Here is a 19820-nt window from a genome sequence, read left to right on the forward strand (position 1 = left end):
ATGGAGGCGGTAGTCCCTTCCGATGTCGTCCTTAAGACGACGGCGCTGTTTACGGCCGAGGAACTTGAGCCTCGCGCTGGGTGCGTTGCAGTTCGCGGCAGCGAGATTGTGGCCGTGGGCTCTCCCGACAAGGTGCAGCCGTTTATCGGTCCCGATACTGAGGTTATTGACGCCGGCAACAAACTGGTCATGCCCGGATTCAACGATTCACACATGCATTTTGCGCTTGGTTCAATCCAGAAGGATGAAGACTTCTGTTGCGATCTGATGTTCCTGCCGAGTGAGCAGGCTTGCGTGGATGCTGTGGCAAAGTTTGCTGCCGAACACCCTGACAATCCGTGGATTTACGGCCAGGGTTGGTATTCGCCTGCATGGGAAAACCCGATTGACCCTGATTGCCGCAGCCTCGATGCACTCGATATCGACCGCCCAATCGTGCTTTCGGATTTTTCGATGCACGTGGTGTGGTGCAATACCGCCGCGCTTAGGGCGGTTGGTATTGATCGCAATACACCGACGCCTGAAGGTGGTCTTATTCGCCACTTTGACAACGGCGAGCCGAATGGCTTTTTATCCGAGCCCCAGGCGACGAACATCTTGCTCGATGTTGTGCTCAATAAGCCGGACCTTGATGCGTCGTTGCTCAAGTCGATGCGCAAGTTCAACAAGCTCGGCATAACTTCGATTGGTGATATGTATCCTTTGGGCGTGACTACGCCCGGCGTGTACGACATCTATGACCGTCTGGCGAGCGAGGACCTGAGTACGCTGCGTATTAGCTACTATTCTGCGCTCGACGCTCCGATGGCAGAGTCGCAGGCCCTGCGTGTGCGTCATCACGGCGAGCGCGTCCGAATGGCGGGTCTCAAGTACATTTTGGACGGCTGTCCCGAGGCGTACACGGCCTACATGCATGAGCCGTATCTTAACGCTCCTACGGGGAAGGACTTTCGCGGCGAACCAGCATGCAACCAGGAGACGCTTGACCGCATGATGCTCGAGGCCAGCATGAATGGCTTCGATGTTCGTATTCATGCCATCGGCGACGCATCGGCCACGATGATTATCGATGCCGTCGAGCGTGCCGAGGAGGTGTGCGGCAACAAGGGGGCGCGTTTTGCTATCGAGCATACAGATAACCTGAAGCTCGAGGATATTGCTCGCATGAAGCGCCTGGGCATTAATGCTGCGATTCAGCCGCAGCATCCCATCGGAGGCCTTGGGCAGGGCGTGTACGAGGAGTCTCTTGGCGAAGAGCGCATGAGCCACATGTGGCGCTATAGGGAAGAGGCCGATGGCGGAATCCACTTAGGGCTTGGTACTGACTGGCCTGCGGTGATGTCAATCGATCCTATCGATACCGTGTATGCTGCGGTGACGCGTAGCGAGTTTGACGGGCACCCGGCGGAGGGATACTTCCGCGAGAATGCCCTGACGCTCGGCGAGACGCTGCAAGCGCACACGCTCGGCTCAGCATATGTCGAGGGCTTTGAGCGCCGTTTGGGCAGCCTTGCCGCCGGCAAGCTTGCCGATATCGTCATCCTGTCGGGCAATCCGTTTGAAATGAACCCGATGGCGCTTCGCGATCTCGAAGTCGAGACGACGATCTTTAACGGACGCGTCGTCTATCGCAAGGATGAAGCATAGATAGGGTGATGAACGTGAGCAAAGGGACGGTCGAAAAATATGCCCTGCTGTTTGTGGTGTGCGGCATCGTGTTTGCTGCGAACTACGCGCAGTATCAGGTGTCGGGATTGGCACATCTGGTTGTGTCGGACCTGCATCTGACCTCGGCCGAGTTTTCAGCCGTCCTGTTTGCCCCGTTTGTTCCTGCCGTTGTATTCGGCATGCCTGTCGGCGTTTGCGCCGATCGATATGGCGTGAAGGTGCTCGTATTCATCGCATCGGCGATTTCTGCAATTGCAGCGGCTGCTCGCGCGGAGTGCGCATCGTTTGCGACGCTGTTCACGGCGACCATGCTTCTGGGCGCGGCACCATGCGTCGTGAATGCCATCGTTCTAAAAGTGCTTGGTTCTGCTTTTGGCGGAGAAACCGATAGGGCCATGGGATGGTTCTACGCTGCGGGGTCGGGCGGAATCGCCTGCTCGCTTGCAACCTCTCCTCTCTTTGCAACGCCCGGACGAGCATATGCCCTTGCTGCCGTTTTATTTGCCGTGTTTGGATTGCTGTGGCTGCTGGTTGCGCCATCGGCAGATGTTCTGCAGGCTGCAGATGGCCTTGGCGTTCAGGGTGCGGAGCCTGCTTCGTCGTCGGCAAGTGCGTTTGCGACGGTAATCAAGATGCCGATGGTTTGGCTCGTGGCGATACTGCTTGGAGTCGCCCTTGCATCGGCTACGGCGTACTCTGGTTATCTTGTCTCGGCACTTGAGGTTTCAACCGAACCCCAGGTCGCCGGGCTTCTTGCCTCTTTCGTGACGCTTGGGTCGATTGTCGGCAGCGTGGCCGGTCCCTACGCGCGAGCGCAATTTGGCGACTATCGCGTGTTTATGGCCATCGCCGCAATGGCGGGGAGTGCCCTTATGTGGGCCGGAGAGGCTTTTGTCTCTCAGCCTTCTGTCGGGCTCATGTTTGCGATTGGCGCTTCGACTGCCGTCGCCGGTCCGGTCGTTCAGTCGCTACCCTACATGTTGCCCGAGGTGCGCGAGGGGCTTGCAGGAAGCGCCGGTGGCGTGGTGAGCACCGTTTCGCTGGGGCTTACGTTTTTGATTCCCGTGGCCCTCTCCTTCTGCATTGGCGAGAGCTATGAAACGCTTCTATTTGGGTGCGCTGTTTTGTTTGGCGCGACGGCGCTGGCGTCTCCATTCCTGCCGTCTCCCGATTCACTTATGTAACACCTGTTTTCGCCCTTTGGGCCTGGCCGACAAGGGCAAAAGGAGTTGGTCTACTTGACACTAAAAAAGAGTACCGCCGTGACCATTCTCAACGGCATCGTTAATCCTCTATTCATGTGTTCATTTCTGCCGATTGTTGAGGGAAAGCCTGGCTTAGATTTTCAGGGACTTACTGGTTTCTGGGGGCAGCTTATTCTGGCCATCGGTATTGCACAGTTCGTGGGTTTTTTGCCGCTCTTTGGCAAAGCAATTGAGACGTGCGTTGAGTTTTTTTGTTTTGATCGGAACACTCCGGGCGCACGGATTTGCGGAACCGTTGTGGGCGCTACTCTGCTCTTCTGCATTATCGGGCTATTTGAAGTCGCGTTTCAGTCAGGCGTTGGCGTTATCGACGGTGTGCCGTTTTTCTCGCGTTGGGTTCGCCTCGTGGTGGGCGGATGGGCCTTTGTCGTTGTGGGCGGCTTGCTGTTTGATCCCTTTGTCGCGGCCATTGCCGCTAAAGTTACGGGCGAATAGCGCCAAGACCGGTCGCGTGGCGAAAGCCTGATCGACTGGCAGCCAAGGCCGGCCGGGGGATTGGTCGGCCTCATTTTGCCCGTGCTACCATAAACGGACATTCGTTTGATGGGGGCTGCCGTTGTCGCGCGTCTTGCAACATATGGAAATCCCGCTGCTGCTGGCGGTTCCTGCGGTGATGGCTGCAGCGTTGCTGGCAGGTATTGAGCAGGCGGCGCTTGCCATGCTTGTCGTGGTGGCGCTGGTGCTTGCGCTGTTCTTTGCGGGTTACGAGGCGTCGCGCCCGGGCCTGCGCCAGATTATGCCCACGCTGGTGTTGGCGGCGTTGGCCGCGGCGGGGCGCATCTTGTTCGGTCCCATTCCCGACTTTAAACCGGTGAGTGCCATCGCCATTATCGCGGGGGCGACGCTTGGTCGCCGCAATGGTTTTATGGTTGGCGCGTTGGCAGCGCTGACCAGCAATTTCTTTTTTGGGCAGGGCATGTGGACGCCGTGGCAGATGTATGCCTGGGGGCTGGTTGGCTATGTTGGCGGCGCGCTAGCGTATGCGGGTGCGTTCGACCGCGTCGACGGCACCGTGCGCATGCCAGCACTGCTGGCGTACGGCTTTGCGTCGGGCCTGCTCTATGGCGTCGTGATCAACGCGTATGACATCATTGGTTTTGTACAGCCGCTTACTTGGGCGGGTGCCGTGGCGCGTCTTGCCACGGCAGTGCCGTTCGATATTACGCACGGCCTTGCGACCTGCGTGTTTTTGGCCGCCTTGTACAAGCCTTGGTGCCGTCGCATTAACCGTGTCGTCGTGAAATACGGGCTGTAGGGCTGGTTGCGCCGGGGCGGGAATCAATACTGCCGAAGTGCCATTTCAAAACTATGCCGGTTTACGGGGTTAGATTAGCGCGGGCCGACCATACCAGCATTTTTCGAAATAGGGCACACCGTCTACCTGCGGGTTTATTATCTCGGAATTGCGTATGGTTAGGGGTTCGCGATTCAGCCCCGTAAACCGGCATAGTTTTGAAATAGCCGGCTGATACGACGGGCATCGTGGCCCTCGGAGAGCCAAATTGATCCATTTTCTTCCGTCCCCAGATGTCCCCAGGGAATCAGTTGACGGCGCTTGCCACGAAACTGGCCCATCTACTACGTTTAGCTTGATACTCCCGACCATGACCGCGTTTTATGAAAAACCGCAGGCTTTCTACCTGCGGTTTTCTTTTTGCGTTGTTCACTGTGGTTGAGGGTAGTGGCTTAAACGTAGTAGATGGGCCAGTTTCGTGGCAAGCGAGCTGCGTGGATGATCTCGCGAAGTGAAAATGATTCCTTTTCCTCCGTCCCCAGGAGATCAGTTGGGGCTAGAGCTCTAGGGTGAGGGTGACGGGGCAGTGGTCGCTGCCAAAGATGTCGCCGCGGATGCCGGCGTCGCGCACATTGCCGGCGATTGCGTTGCTTACCAGGAAGTAGTCGATGCGCCAGCCTGCGTTGTTCTTGCGGGCATTAAAGCGGTAGCTCCACCAGCTGTAGACGCCCTCGACGTCCGGATTGGCCGCGCGCCAGGTGTCGGTAAAACCGGCGTCGAGCAGCTCGGTAAACTTGCCGCGCTCCTCGTCCGAAAAGCCTGCGTTGCCGCGGTTGGACTTGGGGTTCTTAAGATCGATCTCCTCGTGTGCCACGTTAAAGTCGCCGCAGGTCACCACGGGCTTGCCGGTCTCGCGCTCTAGTGCGCTCAAAAAGCCACGATAGGCATCGTCCCAGGCCATGCGTACATCGATGCGCGCGAGCTCATTTTGGGCGTTGGGCGTATAGACGTCGACAAACCAAAACTTGTCGAACTCGAGCGCGCAGACGCGGCCCTCGGTCGCGGCTTGGGCGACGAGCTCGGCAGCCTCGCCTTCGCCGGCGTAGGGCAGCAGTGCGTTGGCGCGTAGCACGCGCAGCGGTTCCTGGCGGCTAAAGACTGCGGTGCCCGAATAGCCTTTACGCTCGGCGTAGCTCCAGGTTTGGTGATAGCCGGGCAGGTCAATATCGACCTGGCCCTCTTGCAGCTTGGTCTCTTGCAGCGCCAGGATACCGACGTCGAGTTCTTGCGCGATCTGGATAAAGCTCGGGTCCTTTTTGAGCACGGCGCGCAGGCCGTTGACGTTCCACGAGGCGAAAGTGTAAGTCTGAGGCATGGTGTCCTTTCGACGGGGTTGGCAGGCTTAAGATTAGCGCAACAGGGGCGGGGTGGAGTCCGCGAGTGATAGTGCGAACGCCGCCGTCCCGGAGACACGGACGGAGGACAAACATGACGCAAGCGATAACAGATTCCAAGCAGGCCTCCACCGCGCTGGCGGAGCTGTTCAATACCCACGGGCGTGTGGTGTTCTTTGGCGGCGCTGGTGTTTCCACGGCGAGCGGCATTCCCGATTTTCGCAGCGTGGACGGCCTGTATCACCAGCAGTTTGCCTATCCGCCCGAGACCATGCTCTCGCACAGCTTTTACGAGACACATCCGGCGGAGTTCTTCGACTTTTACCGAACCAAGATGATCGCGCTTAACGCTAAGCCCAACCGCTGCCACACCAAGCTGGCCGAGCTGGAGCGAGCTGGCAAGCTCGATGCCGTGGTGACGCAAAACATCGACGGCTTGCATCAGATGGCGGGCTCGCAGCGCGTGTTCGAGCTGCACGGATCGGTCCATCGCAACATTTGCCAGTCGTGCGGCGCGGTCTATAGCGCCGAGTGGATTTGCTCGCGCGAGCACGAGGACGCCGCGGGCGTACCCGTGTGCCCCGCGTGCGGCGGGCGCATCAAGCCCGATGTGGTGCTCTACGAGGAGCCACTCGACGAGCGCGTGCTCACCGGTGCCGTTGCCGCTATCGCCGCGGCCGATGCCCTTATTGTGGGTGGAACCTCGCTCGTAGTGTATCCGGCGGCGGGCCTCACGCGTTACTTTACTGGCGATACGCTGGCCATTTGCAATTTGGCGCCCACCGACCAGGATGCAAATGCCGACCTGCTGATTTCTTGCGACATCGCGGCCGCGTTTGCGTTCTAGCCCGCGCGCGCGGATACAATAGAAAGACTGATTGCAAAGCGACCCCGCCGCCAGCGCCCGAGCGCGGCGGCGTGGGCATTTGAGGAGGATGTTCATGGCGAACGATAGCAAGACATGGCGGTGCGGAAAGTACGAGCTCAGCTTTGACCGTCCGCGCATCATGGGCGTCCTCAACGTGACGCCCGATTCGTTTAGCGACGGCGGGGAACACTTCGACCCGGATGCCGCCATCGAGTACGGCCTGGCGATGCTCGACGCCGGCGCCGACATCATCGACGTAGGCGGCGAGTCCACGCGCCCCGGTTTTACCCCGGTCAACCCCGACGAGGAGGCGCGTCGCGTGCTGCCCGTCGTGCGCGCGCTCGCCAAAGAGGGGGCCATCGTCTCGATCGACACGCGCCACGTGGCAGTTGCTAAGGCGGCCGTGCGCTGCGGCGCCTCTATCGTCAACGACGTGACGGGATTCACCGACCCCAAGATGGTCGAGTTTGTTAAGACGAGCACCTGCGGCGTTATCGTGATGCACGCTGGCGAGGTCGCCGCGTCCGCTCGCACGCACGCGACGGTGCAGCTCGATACCTCGGCCGCGGCGTTTGTTGCCGAGAAGGCGCGCGAGGCGGCTGCTGAGGCCGCGCGCGAGGCCGAGAAGCCGGCTCGCCGCCGTCGCGGCAAGTTGCTGGGTGAGCCTAAGCCGGAGGCCAAGCTTCCGGGTGGCGTGGTGCAGCCCTCGTTGCCGTTTGGCGAACCTGAGCCCGCGACCGAGCCTGCAAGCGAGCAGGAGACGCCGGCCGCCGAGCAGGCTGCTGCCGCCGAGACCGTCGCGCCCGCGCCCGAGGCCACCGAGGCCGCATCGGAGCCCAATGACCGCCTGGCCGCCATGATGCGCCGCAGCGCCCGCCGCGAGGAAGCCTACGTGCCCACCTCGCAGCTCCGCCGCTTCACCCTGCCCGATTCGGCGCCCATCATGCGCCGCGTCATGGGCTTTCTGTCCGACCAGGCCCGCGCGCTCATCCACGCCGGCGTGTCGCGCGACCGCATCTGCATCGATCCCGGTCCGGGCTTTGGCAAGACGGCCAACGAGGACATCGTCATCCAGCGCGAGACTGCCAAGATGGCGTCACTGGGCTATCCGCTCATGTGCGCCGTATCGCGCAAGCGCTTTGTGGGCGCCGTCTCGGGCGTGACCGAGGCCGCCGAGCGCGATGCCGCTACGTTTGGCGTGTGCCTGGGCGCCATCCAGGCCGGTGCCAACATCGTGCGTGTGCACGACGCCGCGGGCTTTGCGCAGTTCCTGAACGGCTACTGGGCGGTTGCCAAGCCGCAGCCGCGCCGCGCGTTTGTGGCCGTGGGCTCCAACCTGGGGCATCGCTGTGACAACATCCGCGCCGCACGCGATATGATCGCCGAGATTCCACTCACCTGCGTGTCCAACTCCTCCAAGATCTACGAGAGCGAGCCGGCCTACGAGACGCGCCAGGACGCGTTTGCCAACGCCGTCATCGAGATTAAGACCGAGCTGGCGCCGTTGGTGCTGCTCGACGAGCTCATGAAGATCGAGGCCGAGCTGGGTCGCGACCGCTCCAAAAAGGCCAAGGCCAACGGTCCGCGCACCATCGACTTGGACCTGCTGTGGATGGACGGCGAGACCCACGGCGGCAAAAAGCTGCGCCTGCCGCATCCGCTGATCGGCGAGCGTGACTTTGTGCTGGTGCCGCTCGAGGATCTGATGCACGACCCGGCGCGGTTCTTCCGCTACAATGGCGTCGAGGTCAAGGAACCCGAGGATCGCGTGGGCCATATCGTGGGCGAATTGGGGCGTATGTAGATGATCGAGATGAATGCTGTTGTCGCCGGTACCGAGCTCGACGCGGCGCGTGACGCGGGCCGCGAGGGCGTGTCCGCGGGCTGGTGCGCATGGAACGCGGGCGATGCTTCGCTGACGTTTTCGCTGGTCGTGCGTCCGGATGTGAATATGCACGCCTTCCACGGCCTGCCGTTTGTGGCCGCGATGGGCATGATGGACGCGCTCGTGGGCACGGCATCGACGCCGGGCCTGGGCCTTGCCGGTAAGGTGGGTATCCAGTGGCCGAGCGATATCGTGTGCGGTGCGCCTGCGTTTGAGACGTCGCTCGCGCGCGTCGCCGTCAACGGCGGTGCCGGTGCTGCGGGCATGTTTGCCGCGGTGACGGTTGATATTGAACGTGCGGCGCTGGGCGAGCTTGGCGTGGATATGGCAGATGAGGCGCTGGTCGAGGCATTGGCCACCGCCGTGCTGACCCGCGTGGACACCTGGAAGGTTGCCGCCAACACACCACAGGGCGCTGCCGGCCCGCTGGCTCCGGTGCTGGGCGAGTACTTTGACATGGTGCCACTGCTGGGTCGTCAGGTCGCGGCGGTGTCGCCCAGCGGCTTGCCGCTTGCGGTCGGTGTGTTTGCGGGCCTGGACATCTGGGGTCGCGCGACCATCAAGACCGATGCCGGCGAGCAGGAGTTTCCGCCCGAGGCCGTACGGATTCGCGGACTGTAACGCGAGGTGCCCGCGCTCAAAGATAGCGATGACAACGAAGCCCTCTTCGGCCTGTGCCGGGGAGGGTTTCGCCTATCTGGGGAATGGGTTGCCAGCGCCCTATTCCTCAAAACTGAAAAATTTTCGTTTTTGAGGAATAGGAAACATGCACGATATCGCTGTGCTGGGTGTATTCGAGGAGCCGCTATTCCTCATAATTGAAAATAATTCAGTTTTGAGGAATAGGCTTGGCGAACGTTTGCGGGGGCTGTGGCATCGGGCATGCTCGACTTAAGCCCCTGTCCTACCCCAGCTCCTGCATGCGGCGGTAGATTTCGCAGATACCCTTGATGGTGAGCTGTCCGTCGACCACGTCGAAGGCATCGGTCGAATCGGCGACGATGCTGGCGAGACCGCCCGTGGCGATAACGGTGGCATCCTCGCGGCCCAGCTCGCGCTTCATGCGCGCGACCAGGCCCTCAGCCATGGCGGCGGCGCCCATCACGGCGCCGACCTTGATGCACTCCTCGGTATCGCGGCCGATGGCGTGCTCGGGCGCCTCGAGCGGCACGCTGGCGAGCTTGGCGGCACGGGCGGCAAGCGCGTCCATGGAGATGCGAATGCCCGGCGCGATCGCTCCGCCAATGTAATAACCGTCCTCATCGATGACGTCGATATTGGTCGCGGTGCCAAAGTCCACCACGATCGCCGGCGCGCCATAGAAGGTCTCGGCAGCGACGGCGTTGGCGATGCGGTCGGCACCAACGGCCTGGGGGCGCGCCGCCCGCAGCTTGGTTACGGCGGCCGTCTGCGGCCCGATGACGATGGCGTCCGCGGCAATGCGGTCGGCCACGGCGTGCCACTCGCGCGAGAGCTGCGGCACCACGCCCGCAAAGGCGATCGCGTCGACCGCATCGAGCGAAAGGCCGTACATCTTAAAGAAACCCATCAGGCGCACATGGATCTCGTCGGCGGTATAGGAGCGGTCGGTGGGCATGCGCCACGACTGCACCAGCTCGTCTCCGTCAAACAGGCCCATGGCCGTCTGCGTGTTTCCCATATCGATAGCGAGCAGCATGTCTACTCCCGGTGTCGGCATAAAAGGACGCGCACCATTGTATACGTGCCGTCGACGGCGCTCGGCTGCGATTCGTTTACGGTGATAGGGGCTGAGGGGTTTAAATATGAAGGAATTATGCTCTACGAGATTTTCCTTGCCGTTTACCGAACTCCCGCGTAATATTCTTTCTTGCGCACATGAGGCGCCCAGACATTGCGGGGTGGAGCAGTCTGGTAGCTCGCCGGGCTCATAACCCGGAGGTCGTAGGTTCAAATCCTGCCCCCGCGACCAAGAACTTGCAGCTCGTCGGCCTAGCCGGCGAGCTTTTTTGTTATTTCGGGACCGTGTTTTCGGTCCAATTCTCGGCCTCTCAAACAAAATCTCGATCTGTAACATCTAGACCCGATTTGGGCGGCTAGGTGTTACAGATTGAGATGTTTCGGCAGGACGGTCTTCGTTTGTCTAAATCTGTAACACGAGGGACGGTTTTTACTGAGTAACTGTTACAGATCTAGATCTTTCGGCAGGCTAGATTGGTTCGTCTCAATCTGTAACAGTTGCTCGGCAAAATAGGGCCTAACTGTTACAGATTGAGACAAACCGACGGGCCGTCCGCTCCATCCACCTGCCGCCACCTGATATTCGCCGATTTTCGTTGTGCCGCTGTACCTCCATGCCATATCCTCTAGACAACTACGCGGCAACATCGCCGCCGCGCCTACAAGAGAGGAATGTCCATGACCGCACCTGCCACTAAGCTGCTCCAGCCCATTACGGTTGGCCCCCTTGAGCTCAAGAACCGCATTATGTTCCCGCCGCTCACCACCGGCTACGAGGAGCGCGACGGTTCCATTGGCGAGCGCAGCCTGGCTTTTTACGAGCGCCTGGCCCGTGGCGGCGTGAGCTACATCGTCATCGGCGACGTCGCTCCCGTTATGACCGCGAGCCCCACGCCCAAGCTGGCGACCGATGCCCAGATCCCCACGTTTAAGGCGCTGGCCGACGCCGTCCACAAGCACGGTGCCAAGGTCGCGCTGCAGCTGTTCCATCCCGAGTACGACGTGCCCGGTGTCGGCCGCATGGTCATGGGTTCCATGGCCGCTGCGAAAGCTGCGCAGGAGGCCAAGGCCGCCGGCGACGAGGAGGCCTTTGCCGCCAAGATGGCCGAGTCCAACGAGATTCGCAAGCAGGCCTACGCCAAGCTGCACCACGACATGCAGCACTTTGTGAACGAGGCCACCGTGGAGCAACTCACCCAGATCAAGGAGGCCATCGCTGCCTCGGCCGCTCGCGCACAGCAGGCCGGGATCGACGCCATCGAGGTCCACGGCGACCGCCTGGTGGGTTCGCTGTGCTCGGCCATCCTCAACAAGCGCACCGACGAGTACGGCGGCTCGTTCGAGAACCGCGTTCGCTACGCGCTGGAGGTCGTCGCCGCCATTAAGGAAGCCGCACCGGAGCTGATGGTGGAGTACAAGCTCCCCGTGATCATGGAGAACCCCGACGGCACGCCGCGCGGCAAGGGCGGCCTGCAGCCCGATGAGGCCTGCGAGTTTGCCAAGCTGCTCGAGGGCGCGGGCATCGACATGATCCAGGTCGCGCAGGCCAACCACACCGGCAACATGGGAGACACCATTCCGCCCATGGGCGCCATGCCCTACAACTGGACGCTGCCGGTGGCCGAGCGCGTCAAGGCCCTGGTCTCCGTGCCGGTGGCAACCGTCGGCCGCGTTGTCTCGGTCGAGGCCGGTGAGAAGATTCTGGAAGACGGCGCGGCCGACATCATCGCCTACGGCCGCTCGCTCATGTGCGACCCCGACATTGCGCTGAAGGCCGCCACGGGTGAGCCCATCCGCGAGTGCCTCAACTGCAACAAGGGCTGCGTCGACGCGATTCAAAACCGCAAATACATCTCGTGCGTGCTCAATGCCGAGAACGGCGACGAGGCGACCATCGCCATTAAGCCGGGCGAGGGCGACAAGAAGATCGCCGTGGTGGGCGGCGGTATTGCCGGCCTGGAGGCCGCGCGCGTGGCGGCCAAGCGCGGCTACGACGTGACCGTCTATGAGGCGAGCGATCATCTGGGCGGCCAGATTGTGCTGGCGGCCGCGCCTCCGCGCAAGGACGAGATCATGCGCTCGGTGGAGTATTACGAGAAGATTCTGCCCGGCCTGGGCGTAAAGGTTGAGCTCAACCATGCCGCTCGCCCCGCGGACCTCAACGCCGCCGACGCCGCGATTGTGGCTGTGGGCGCGCACGACGTGGTCATCCCCGTTCCGGGCGCCGATTCGGACAAGGTCGTCTCGAGCTGGGACGTGCTGGCCGGCAAGGCGGAGCTCGCGGGCTGCGTCGCCGTTATCGGCGGCGGCCTGGTGGGCACCGAGACTGCCGAGTACCTGCTGCAGAACGGCTGCGAGGTGGCGATTGTCGAGATGCTCGACAAGATTGCCGCAGGCGAGTCCGAGACCATTCTGCCGCTGATTATGAACGACTTTGCCGCCCACAACGTTGAGCAGCATGTTAAGACCCGCCTGACCGCCATTACCGACGAGGGCGTGGAGGCCGTGCACACCACCGAGGACGGCGCCGAGGAGCCGGTGAAGATCGCCTGCGATTACGTGGTGATGGCCGTGGGCTCCAAGGCCAACGGGTTTGACCTGGACGGCGTAACGGTGCCCGTGACCTGCGTGGGCGACTGCTCGGGCGAGCGCACCGCCGACATTGCGAGCGCCATTCGCACGGCGTATCACGCGGCCAACGAGCTGTAGCTGAACATCGCGGCCAGGCGGGACGGTAGCACGGATCCGTCTCGCCCGGCTGTGTCCCGTCGGGTGTCAACCGGTGCGGGGCCTGCAAGCGCAGCAGGCCCCGCCCTTTTTGTTTTGCTCCGGTGGATGGCAATGCGCGGTAATCATGAGGAGTAAGGACGTCTACTGCCTTGCCGATTACTCAAAATAATTGGGGGAGGGGTTAATAATCATATCCGCTATAGCAAAGGACATAAAGAGGTGTCAATTTTGTTGACAGGCGAATGACGATTGGCTGCGAGTCAGCTACCAGCGTAAATAATCGATAAAGAAATGTCGTAAATTGGTGCCAAATGCCCAGATAACGCCGCGTCTATTTTAATTAACTGCTTTGAGCAAACAGTAAAATGCTACTATCTAACTTGCACGTAAGAAAGCAGATTAACGGTTAAGGCTAAGAAGTGGCAGGTATGTCGGAAGCAACTAGGACTCGCACGCATGCGCCCGAGGTTAGGCAGCGCGCCGTCGAGATCCTCCAAGAGGGGGTCGGTCATCGCGCCCTCGCCGCGGAGCTTGGCATTCCCCAGGCCACGGCTCGTCAGTGGGCCCGCGCGTATGCCGTAGGCGGTGCCGACGCCGTTCTCAACGCCGGTTCGCATCATCACACCTATTCGTACGAAGTTAAGCTCGCCGTGGTCAAGGACCGCTTGGAAAACGGCTTAACGGTTCGCGAGGCCATGATCAAGCACAAGATTCCCAGCGAGTCTTCGGTCAAGGCTTGGTGCCGCCAGTATCGCGAGAGCGGTGAGTCCGCGCTGGTTGATAAGCCGCGCGGTCGCAAGCCGCGCGTTAAAAAGGCGGAATAGCGAACGGGATGGTGCGCCCACAGGGGCGCATTTTTCTTGCCGCGCCAACTTTTTGGACCGTCGTGAGCCTACTGGAACATCCTCCAAAGTGGTTAATAAACCGCGCGCAGTGGCCCGTGCGCCCGCCGCCGCGATAGGGGGAGCGTCGCCTCTCTGCTCCAAAGCGGACAGACTCGTTACCCCGTACGCCTAAAACTCTCCAGTTGACCGAAAACCCGCCGCCGCTACTCCTCAACTGAGCTATAACGTTAAACAATTGCAGCGTTTTTGCATGGGGGAGTGATGGTATGACGCTACTGTATTTCCTTACCCTGTTTCCGCTGGTACCGGCGCTGGGCATGCTGCTCGCGCGCGGTGACCGCGCCCGCGATGCGGTAGGGCTTGTAGGCTCCGGCATTATTATGGCGGTGACGGTTGTAGTCGCCGTCATGTTTTTTGGCACGGGCCCGCAGAGCTTCGAGGTTGCCCCCGGCACCTCGCATGTGCTCTCGATCATCAGCTCCGTCATCGACGTGATCCTGTGCGCCGTCATCCTGTACAACGCGCGTAAATATAAGAGCACGCTCACCACGGTGCTCGGCGTGGTGCAGCTGGTGGGCTCGCTCACCTTTGCAGCTATGACGCTGCCCGCGACCGAAGCCGTCACGGCAACGCCACTCTACCTTGACTACATGAGCGTGATCATGGTGCTTGCCGTCGGCATTGTCGGCAGCCTTATCTGCGTGTACGCCCTGGGCTACATGAAGGACTTCCAGGCCCACGACGAGCACGAGGCAGCGCTGCGCGGGCAGACGGCGCCTGACCGACGCCCGCAGTTCCTGGCGCTTATGTTCCTGTTCCTCTCGGCCATGTTCGTCATCGTGACAAGCGACAACCTTGAGTGGCTGTTCTGTGGCTGGGAAATCACCACCGTGTGCTCGTTCCTCATGATTGGCTACACGCGCACGCCCGAGGCCATAAAAAACGCTTTCACCCAGATCATCCTCAACATGCTGGGCGGCATCGCGTTTTTGGCCGGGCTCATGTACCTGCACGTTAACGGCATGCCGCTGACCATCTCGGGCATGATCGAGCTTTCCGGCGCCGGAACCGCGCAATCCGCGCTGCTGGTGATGCCGGTCGTTCTGCTGTCGCTCGCCGCACTCACCAAGGCCGCGCAGATGCCGTTCCACACTTGGCTATTGGGTGCCATGGTTGCCCCCACGCCCACGAGCGCCCTGCTGCACTCGTCAACCATGGTCAAAGCCGGCGTGTTCCTGATGGTCAAGCTCAGCCCGCTCTATGCCATCTATCCCGTGACTGGCTTTATGGTCACGAGCGTGGGTGCCATCACGTTTTTGCTCGCTGCCCTCATGGCCATCTCGCAGAGCAACGCCAAACGCGTCCTCGCGTACTCCACCATCTCCAACTTGGGCCTCATCAGTGCTTGCTTGGGTGTCGGCGCGCCCGAGGCCGTATGGGCCGCCATCTTCCTGATCCTGTTCCACACGGTGGCCAAGTCGCTGCTGTTCCTGTGCGTGGGCACGGCCGAGCATCATATCGGCAGCCGCGATATCGAGGACATGGACGGTATGTTCAGCCGCATGCCGCACCTGACGCGCCTGATGATGCTGGGTATCATGGGCATGTTTGTGGCGCCGTTTGGCATGCTCGTGTCCAAGTGGGGCGCCCTGGTGGCGTTTGCGCAGACCGGCAACGTGCTCATGATCATGGTGCTTGCCTTTGGCTCGGCCGCGACGTTTTTCTTCTGGGGCAAGTGGCTCGCCAAGCTTTCGGGCGTCGACCCCACGGCCCAAAACGTGGAGGGCAATGTTCACAAGACCGAGTGGGCGGCCCTCAACACCATCGCCGCGCTGCTCATTCTGTGCTGCGTGGCGTTCCCGGTTATCTCGAGCGGTCTGGTGTCGCCTTACTTGGCTATGGTGTTTGGCCGCGTGCCGTACGTTATTGGCAAGGACTCCATGTATCTGATGGTGGTTATCGTGGCTTTTATCGCCGTGGTACTGCTGACTTCATTCCGCGTGAGTAACAAACCGCACGTAAACGTATATCTTTCGGGTGTGGGAACCGACAATTACCGCCATTTCCGCGGCTCGATGGGACACGAGGTAAAGGCCGAAAAGCGCAATTGGTACTCGGAGGACGCCCTTGGCGAGAAGCGTATTGGCCCCGCGGGTAGCGTTGTGTGCTGCGGCATCATTCTGTTCGCGCTGCTGTGTTGCGCGTGGATTGGGCCCGAGCGGCTTGCCATGAGCGCGCCCTCGGTGCTGCGCGGTAAGTATTTCGAAGGCTCGGGCGTCGTGGGCATTTTTATTGGCACCGTGGCGTTTGCCTTGCTGGCGCCGCTTGCGGGCGGCTTGATCGACGGCCTTGACCGCAAGCTGTCCGCTCGCATGCAGGGCCGCGTGGGCCCGCGCCTGCTGCAGCCCTTCTACGACGTTGCCAAGCTGCTGCGCAAGGCCCCTGCCAGCGTAAACACCATGGACGATACCTATATGGCGTGCGCGCTCATCTTTACCGTCGTGGGCGGCGGCATCTTTGTGTCGGGCTCCAACACGCTGCTGTGCGCTTTTATGGTTACGCTCGCCGCGATCTTTGTGGTGCTGGCGTCCGCCTCGACGCAAAGCCCGTTTGCCCAGGTCGGTGCCGACCGCGAGTTGCTGCAGGTCATGAGCTACGAGCCCGCCGTTCTGCTGATGAGCGTGGGCCTGTACCTTGCCACCGATAGCTTTGATTCCATCGCCGTGACCGGACAGTCGGCGCCCATCATCGTGTACAGCGCGCCCATTTTCTTGGCGCTGCTTGCGGTGCTCACCATCAAGCTACGCAAGTCGCCGTTCGACCTTTCGTACTCGCATCACGCGCATCAGGAGATTGTCCAGGGCGTCGCCACCGAGATGAGCGGCGGCACGCTGGCCAAGATGACCCTTATGCACTGGTGTGAGACCGTGCTGTTTTTGATGTGGGTGGGCATGTTCTTTGTTTGGGACAACCCGGTGAGCTGGGTCGTAGCCCTGGTCGTGATGGCCGCGACGTATTTTGTCGAGGTGCTGATCGACAACACCTTCGCACGCAGCACCTGGCGCAGCTGCTTTAAGCTCGGCTGGGGCGTGGCGCTGGTGTTTGGCCTGCTCAACCTTATGCCCATCCTCGTCGACGTGTTTATTTAGGAGGCGGCATCCATGGATCATAAAATGTCGCGCTCGCCGTGGGTTATTCATTACGACGGCTCGAGCTGCAACGGATGCGATATCGAGGTGCTGGCCTCGCTCACGCCGCTGTTCGATGCGGAGCGCTTTGGCGTGGTCAACACCGGCAACCCCAAGCATGCGGATATCTTTTTGGTGACGGGGTCGGTCAATGCCCAGAACCTGCCCGTCGTGCGTCAGATTTACAACCAGATGCTCGAGCCCAAGTGCGTGGTGGCCTGCGGTATCTGCGCATGCTCGGGCGGCGTATTCCGCGATGCCTACAACGTGATCGGCGGCGTGGACCGCGCGATTCCCGTGGACGTGTACGCGCCCGGGTGCGCCATTCGCCCCGAGACGGTGATCGATGCCATCGTGGAGGCGTGCGGCATCCTGGACCAGAAGGAGACCGTGTTGCGCGCCGGTGGCGATCCGCTCACCGTGGGCGGTGCCGCTACCTGGGACGGTGGCGTTGAGCTGGGCGAGGACGGGTTTGTGGCTGCGGGGGCCGGGACTGACGGTGCCGGTGACGCGCCTGCCGGGAAGCCTGCTGCGCCCGCCGCTGGCGACGCACCTGCTGAGACGCCCGCCGCTGCAAAGGAGGCCGAGTAATGCAAAAGGCTATCTATACCACCGTCGGGATCGACAAGCTCCTGTCGCATGTCCAGGCGCTCAAGGGCGTCGGCGCGCGCTTTGTGCAAATGCATGCCGAGCGCAACGTCGACGACGGCTCGTATCGCTTGGTCTATACGTTTATCAACGTCCGTGCTGCTCAGGAGCATATTGTGCAGGACGGCAGCTATGCGATCGAGAACCTGGTGGTCGAGGGCATCGACCAGTACCAGGAGATTCCGTCCATCAGCTCGTATTACCCCGCGGTGTTCCCGTTTGAAAATGAGGTCCACGACCTGTTTGGTCTTGCCATCACCGACATGCAGATCGACTTTAAGGGCTTTTTCTACCAGGTCTCGACTGCCGAACCCATGAGCGTCATCACGCCCGAGGTGAAGGCTGCGCGCGAGAAGGCCATGAAAGTCCGCGCGGCCGCCGAGGCCAAGGCGCGCAAGGCCGCGGCCGAGAAGGCCGCCGCGGCTGCGGCTGCTGCGGGGGAGGGTGCCGCGGGTGCCGGCGATGCTGCGGGCACTGCCGCTGCTCAGCCCGCTGCTGCTGCCGGCTCCGATGCCCAGCATGACGATGCCGCTGCGAAGGCCGCGCTCAAGGCCGCCGAGATGGAGGCAAAGCTCGCCGCCATGGATCCCGAGAAAGCGGCCAAGGTCCGTGCGGCGCTTGCCGCCAAGGCCGCCCGCGACAAGCAGAAAAAGGAGGCGTAAGGTCCATGGCTCATCGCTCCGTAATTCCGTTTGGCCCGCAGCACCCGGTGCTGCCCGAGCCGCTTCATCTGGACCTGGTGATCGAGGACGACCGCGTCATCGAGGCAATTCCGCAGATCGGCTTTGTGCACCGCGGACTCGAGAAGCTCACCGAAAAGCGCGACATGCACCAGTTTGGCTACATCGCCGAGCGCATCTGCGGCATTTGCGCCGTGGGCCACAGCTACGGCTATGCCAGCGCCTGCGAGCGCATGCTCGACATCGAGGTGCCCGGCCGCGTGCAGTATATCCGCACTATTTTGCACGAGCTTTCGCGCATCCACTCGCACCTGCTGTGGCTGGGCCTGCTCGCCGATGCCTTTGGCTTCGAGGCGCTGTTCTATCGGTCGTGGACCCTGCGCGAGCAGATTCTCAAGATCTTCGAGAGCACGTGCGGTGGCCGCGTGATCCTTTCGATTAACGAGATCGGCGGCCTAAAGCACGACATTGAGGACTCCGAGCTGGCTGGCATTGTCCAGACGCTCGATGCCATGCGTCCCGACTACGAGGCCCTGGTGCATACGTTTTTGGACGACGTCAGCTGTGGCGAGCGCCTGCATGGCGTGGGCGTGATCAGCAAGAAGGACGCGCTGGATCTGTCGATGGTCGGCCCGTTTGGGCGCGCCTCGGGCGTGGACTACGACGTGCGCATGTTTGGCGACGGCGCCTATGCGGATCTGGCCGCGTTTGAACCCATCGTGGCGACCGACGGCGACTGCTATGCCCGCTGCCAGGTGCGTTGCGCCGAGGTCACGCAGGCCATGGATATCATCAAGGAGCTTGTCGGTAAGATTCCACACGACGGCATCGGCGGGCGCACCAAGCTTACGCCGGCCGACGGCGCGCGCGGCGAGGTTGTGATTGAACAGCCGCGCGGCGAGGCGTACTACTATGTACGCGGCAACGGCACCAAGAACCTGGACCGTTTTCGCGTGCGCACGCCGACGTCGCAGAACCTGGCGGGTCTGACACATGCGCTGCAGGGCGTGCTCCTTGCCAACGTGCCCATGATTATCCTGACCATCGACCCCTGCATTAGCTGCACGGAAAGGTAGGCGCGGCATGAGTTTACTGACATTTGCCAAGACGGCCTTGGGTTCTATGGTCAAGCAGCCGGTAACGGTGTGCTATCCGCAGGAGAAGCTGACGGCGCCCGAGCGCTTGCGCGGGCATATCGTCAACGACATGGACGTGTGCATCTGCTGCGGCATGTGCGCGCGTCGCTGCCCGGCGGGCGCGCTCGCGGTCGATCGCAAGGGCGGAACGTGGACGATCGACCCGTATGCTTGCGTGGTGTGCGGCGAGTGCATCGAAAGCTGCCCCAAGCACTGCCTGACTATGGACACCGCCCGTACCCCAGTTGCGGCGGATAAGACTCCCACGGTAGAAACCAAGCTGGAATAACGCGTAGACGGGCCGGTGGGGCAAGAATTCCCCACCGGCCCCGCGCGTGAACGTGCGGTTGGGCCGCCGCGAACAAAACTATGCCGGTTTACTACGATGAATCGTCTACCCCCAACCACACCGCATTTGGCAAAATCAAAACCGCAGGTAGACGACTTGCAGTTTTGCGAAAACGTCACGCGTGGTCGGGGATCTCATTTTTATCGTAGTAAACCGGCATAGTTTTGAAATGTCGCCAATCCGTAACAGCCCTTGATCTCCCGTGGACGGA

At 61.4% G+C, this 19820-nt stretch carries 16 protein-coding genes and 1 tRNA gene; 15 read left to right on the plus strand and 2 right to left on the minus strand.

Features of this window, described 5'->3' with window-relative positions:
• The 4 genes from DXB86_RS01235 (at position 1) to DXB86_RS01250 (ending at position 4188) form a co-directional block, all read left to right on the plus strand.
• Complete coding sequence (locus tag DXB86_RS01235) at positions 1 to 1647, plus strand: amidohydrolase (protein ID WP_117735861.1); 1647 nt, start codon at positions 1 to 3, stop codon at positions 1645 to 1647.
• 14 nt (positions 1648 to 1661) lie between these two features.
• The gene (locus tag DXB86_RS01240) at positions 1662 to 2852 is read left to right on the plus strand and encodes an MFS transporter (RefSeq protein ID WP_158555249.1); all 1191 of its coding nucleotides are present in this window, start codon (positions 1662 to 1664) and stop codon (positions 2850 to 2852) included.
• Positions 2853 to 2930: 78 nt separating this feature from the next.
• Positions 2931 to 3368, plus strand: coding sequence for a hypothetical protein (locus DXB86_RS01245; RefSeq protein WP_117735863.1), 438 nt, complete (start codon positions 2931 to 2933; stop codon positions 3366 to 3368).
• Between the two features lie 121 nt (positions 3369 to 3489).
• A complete protein-coding gene (locus tag DXB86_RS01250; RefSeq protein ID WP_233504104.1) occupies positions 3490 to 4188 on the plus strand; it encodes a DUF6580 family putative transport protein in 699 nt (232 codons plus the stop codon).
• A 535-nt stretch (positions 4189 to 4723) separates the two neighbouring features.
• On the opposite strand, the gene DXB86_RS01255 is transcribed toward DXB86_RS01250, so the two are convergent.
• Positions 4724 to 5542 (minus strand): exodeoxyribonuclease III, encoded by an 819-nt coding sequence (locus DXB86_RS01255; RefSeq protein ID WP_055251527.1) that lies wholly within the window; start codon positions 5540 to 5542, stop codon positions 4724 to 4726.
• A gap of 113 nt (positions 5543 to 5655) precedes the next feature.
• On the opposite strand from DXB86_RS01255, the gene DXB86_RS01260 reads away from it, so the two are divergent.
• The 3 genes from DXB86_RS01260 (at position 5656) to DXB86_RS01270 (ending at position 8935) form a co-directional block, all read left to right on the plus strand.
• Entirely contained in the window at positions 5656 to 6408 is a 753-nt protein-coding gene (locus DXB86_RS01260) for an NAD-dependent protein deacylase (RefSeq protein ID WP_117735865.1), read from the plus strand.
• 94 nt (positions 6409 to 6502) lie between these two features.
• Positions 6503 to 8233, plus strand: a complete 1731-nt coding sequence (gene folP / locus DXB86_RS01265; RefSeq protein ID WP_117735866.1) for a dihydropteroate synthase — start codon at positions 6503 to 6505, stop codon at positions 8231 to 8233.
• Complete coding sequence (locus tag DXB86_RS01270) at positions 8234 to 8935, plus strand: hypothetical protein (protein WP_117735867.1); 702 nt, start codon at positions 8234 to 8236, stop codon at positions 8933 to 8935.
• Between the two features lie 283 nt (positions 8936 to 9218).
• On the opposite strand, the gene DXB86_RS01275 is transcribed toward DXB86_RS01270, so the two are convergent.
• Positions 9219 to 9992: a type III pantothenate kinase gene (locus DXB86_RS01275; protein ID WP_158555250.1), complete on the minus strand. Its 774-nt coding sequence runs from the start codon at positions 9990 to 9992 to the stop codon at positions 9219 to 9221.
• A 196-nt stretch (positions 9993 to 10188) separates the two neighbouring features.
• On the opposite strand from DXB86_RS01275, the gene DXB86_RS01280 reads away from it, so the two are divergent.
• The 8 genes from DXB86_RS01280 to DXB86_RS01315 all read left to right on the plus strand — a co-directional run bounded on the left by DXB86_RS01280 (position 10189) and on the right by DXB86_RS01315 (position 19549).
• Positions 10189 to 10265 (plus strand) — tRNA-Met (locus DXB86_RS01280).
• 446 nt (positions 10266 to 10711) lie between these two features.
• Positions 10712 to 12742: a bilirubin reductase, long form gene (bilR, locus tag DXB86_RS01285; RefSeq protein WP_233504105.1), complete on the plus strand. Its 2031-nt coding sequence runs from the start codon at positions 10712 to 10714 to the stop codon at positions 12740 to 12742.
• Positions 12743 to 13191: 449 nt separating this feature from the next.
• Positions 13192 to 13587, plus strand: a complete 396-nt coding sequence (locus tag DXB86_RS01290) for a helix-turn-helix domain-containing protein (RefSeq protein ID WP_089573462.1) — start codon at positions 13192 to 13194, stop codon at positions 13585 to 13587.
• 287 nt (positions 13588 to 13874) lie between these two features.
• A complete protein-coding gene (locus DXB86_RS01295; RefSeq protein WP_117735870.1) occupies positions 13875 to 16757 on the plus strand; it encodes a proton-conducting transporter membrane subunit in 2883 nt (960 codons plus the stop codon).
• Positions 16758 to 16769: 12 nt separating this feature from the next.
• Positions 16770 to 17387, plus strand: a complete 618-nt coding sequence (locus DXB86_RS01300; protein ID WP_117630032.1) for an NADH-quinone oxidoreductase subunit B family protein — start codon at positions 16770 to 16772, stop codon at positions 17385 to 17387.
• The gene (locus DXB86_RS09945; protein WP_158555251.1) at positions 17387 to 18106 is read left to right on the plus strand and encodes an NADH-quinone oxidoreductase subunit C; all 720 of its coding nucleotides are present in this window, start codon (positions 17387 to 17389) and stop codon (positions 18104 to 18106) included. Before DXB86_RS01300 ends, DXB86_RS09945 begins: the two co-directional genes overlap by 1 nt.
• 5 nt (positions 18107 to 18111) lie before the next feature.
• Complete coding sequence (locus DXB86_RS01310) at positions 18112 to 19200, plus strand: nickel-dependent hydrogenase large subunit (RefSeq protein ID WP_117735871.1); 1089 nt, start codon at positions 18112 to 18114, stop codon at positions 19198 to 19200.
• A gap of 7 nt (positions 19201 to 19207) precedes the next feature.
• On the plus strand, positions 19208 to 19549 hold the full coding sequence (locus DXB86_RS01315; RefSeq protein WP_117735872.1) for a 4Fe-4S dicluster domain-containing protein: 342 nt from the start codon (positions 19208 to 19210) through the stop codon (positions 19547 to 19549).
• The last annotated feature ends 271 nt before the right edge of the window (positions 19550 to 19820 follow it).

It is taken from the genome of Collinsella sp. OM06-18AC (assembly GCF_003438785.1).
Lineage (GTDB): Bacteria > Actinomycetota > Coriobacteriia > Coriobacteriales > Coriobacteriaceae > Collinsella.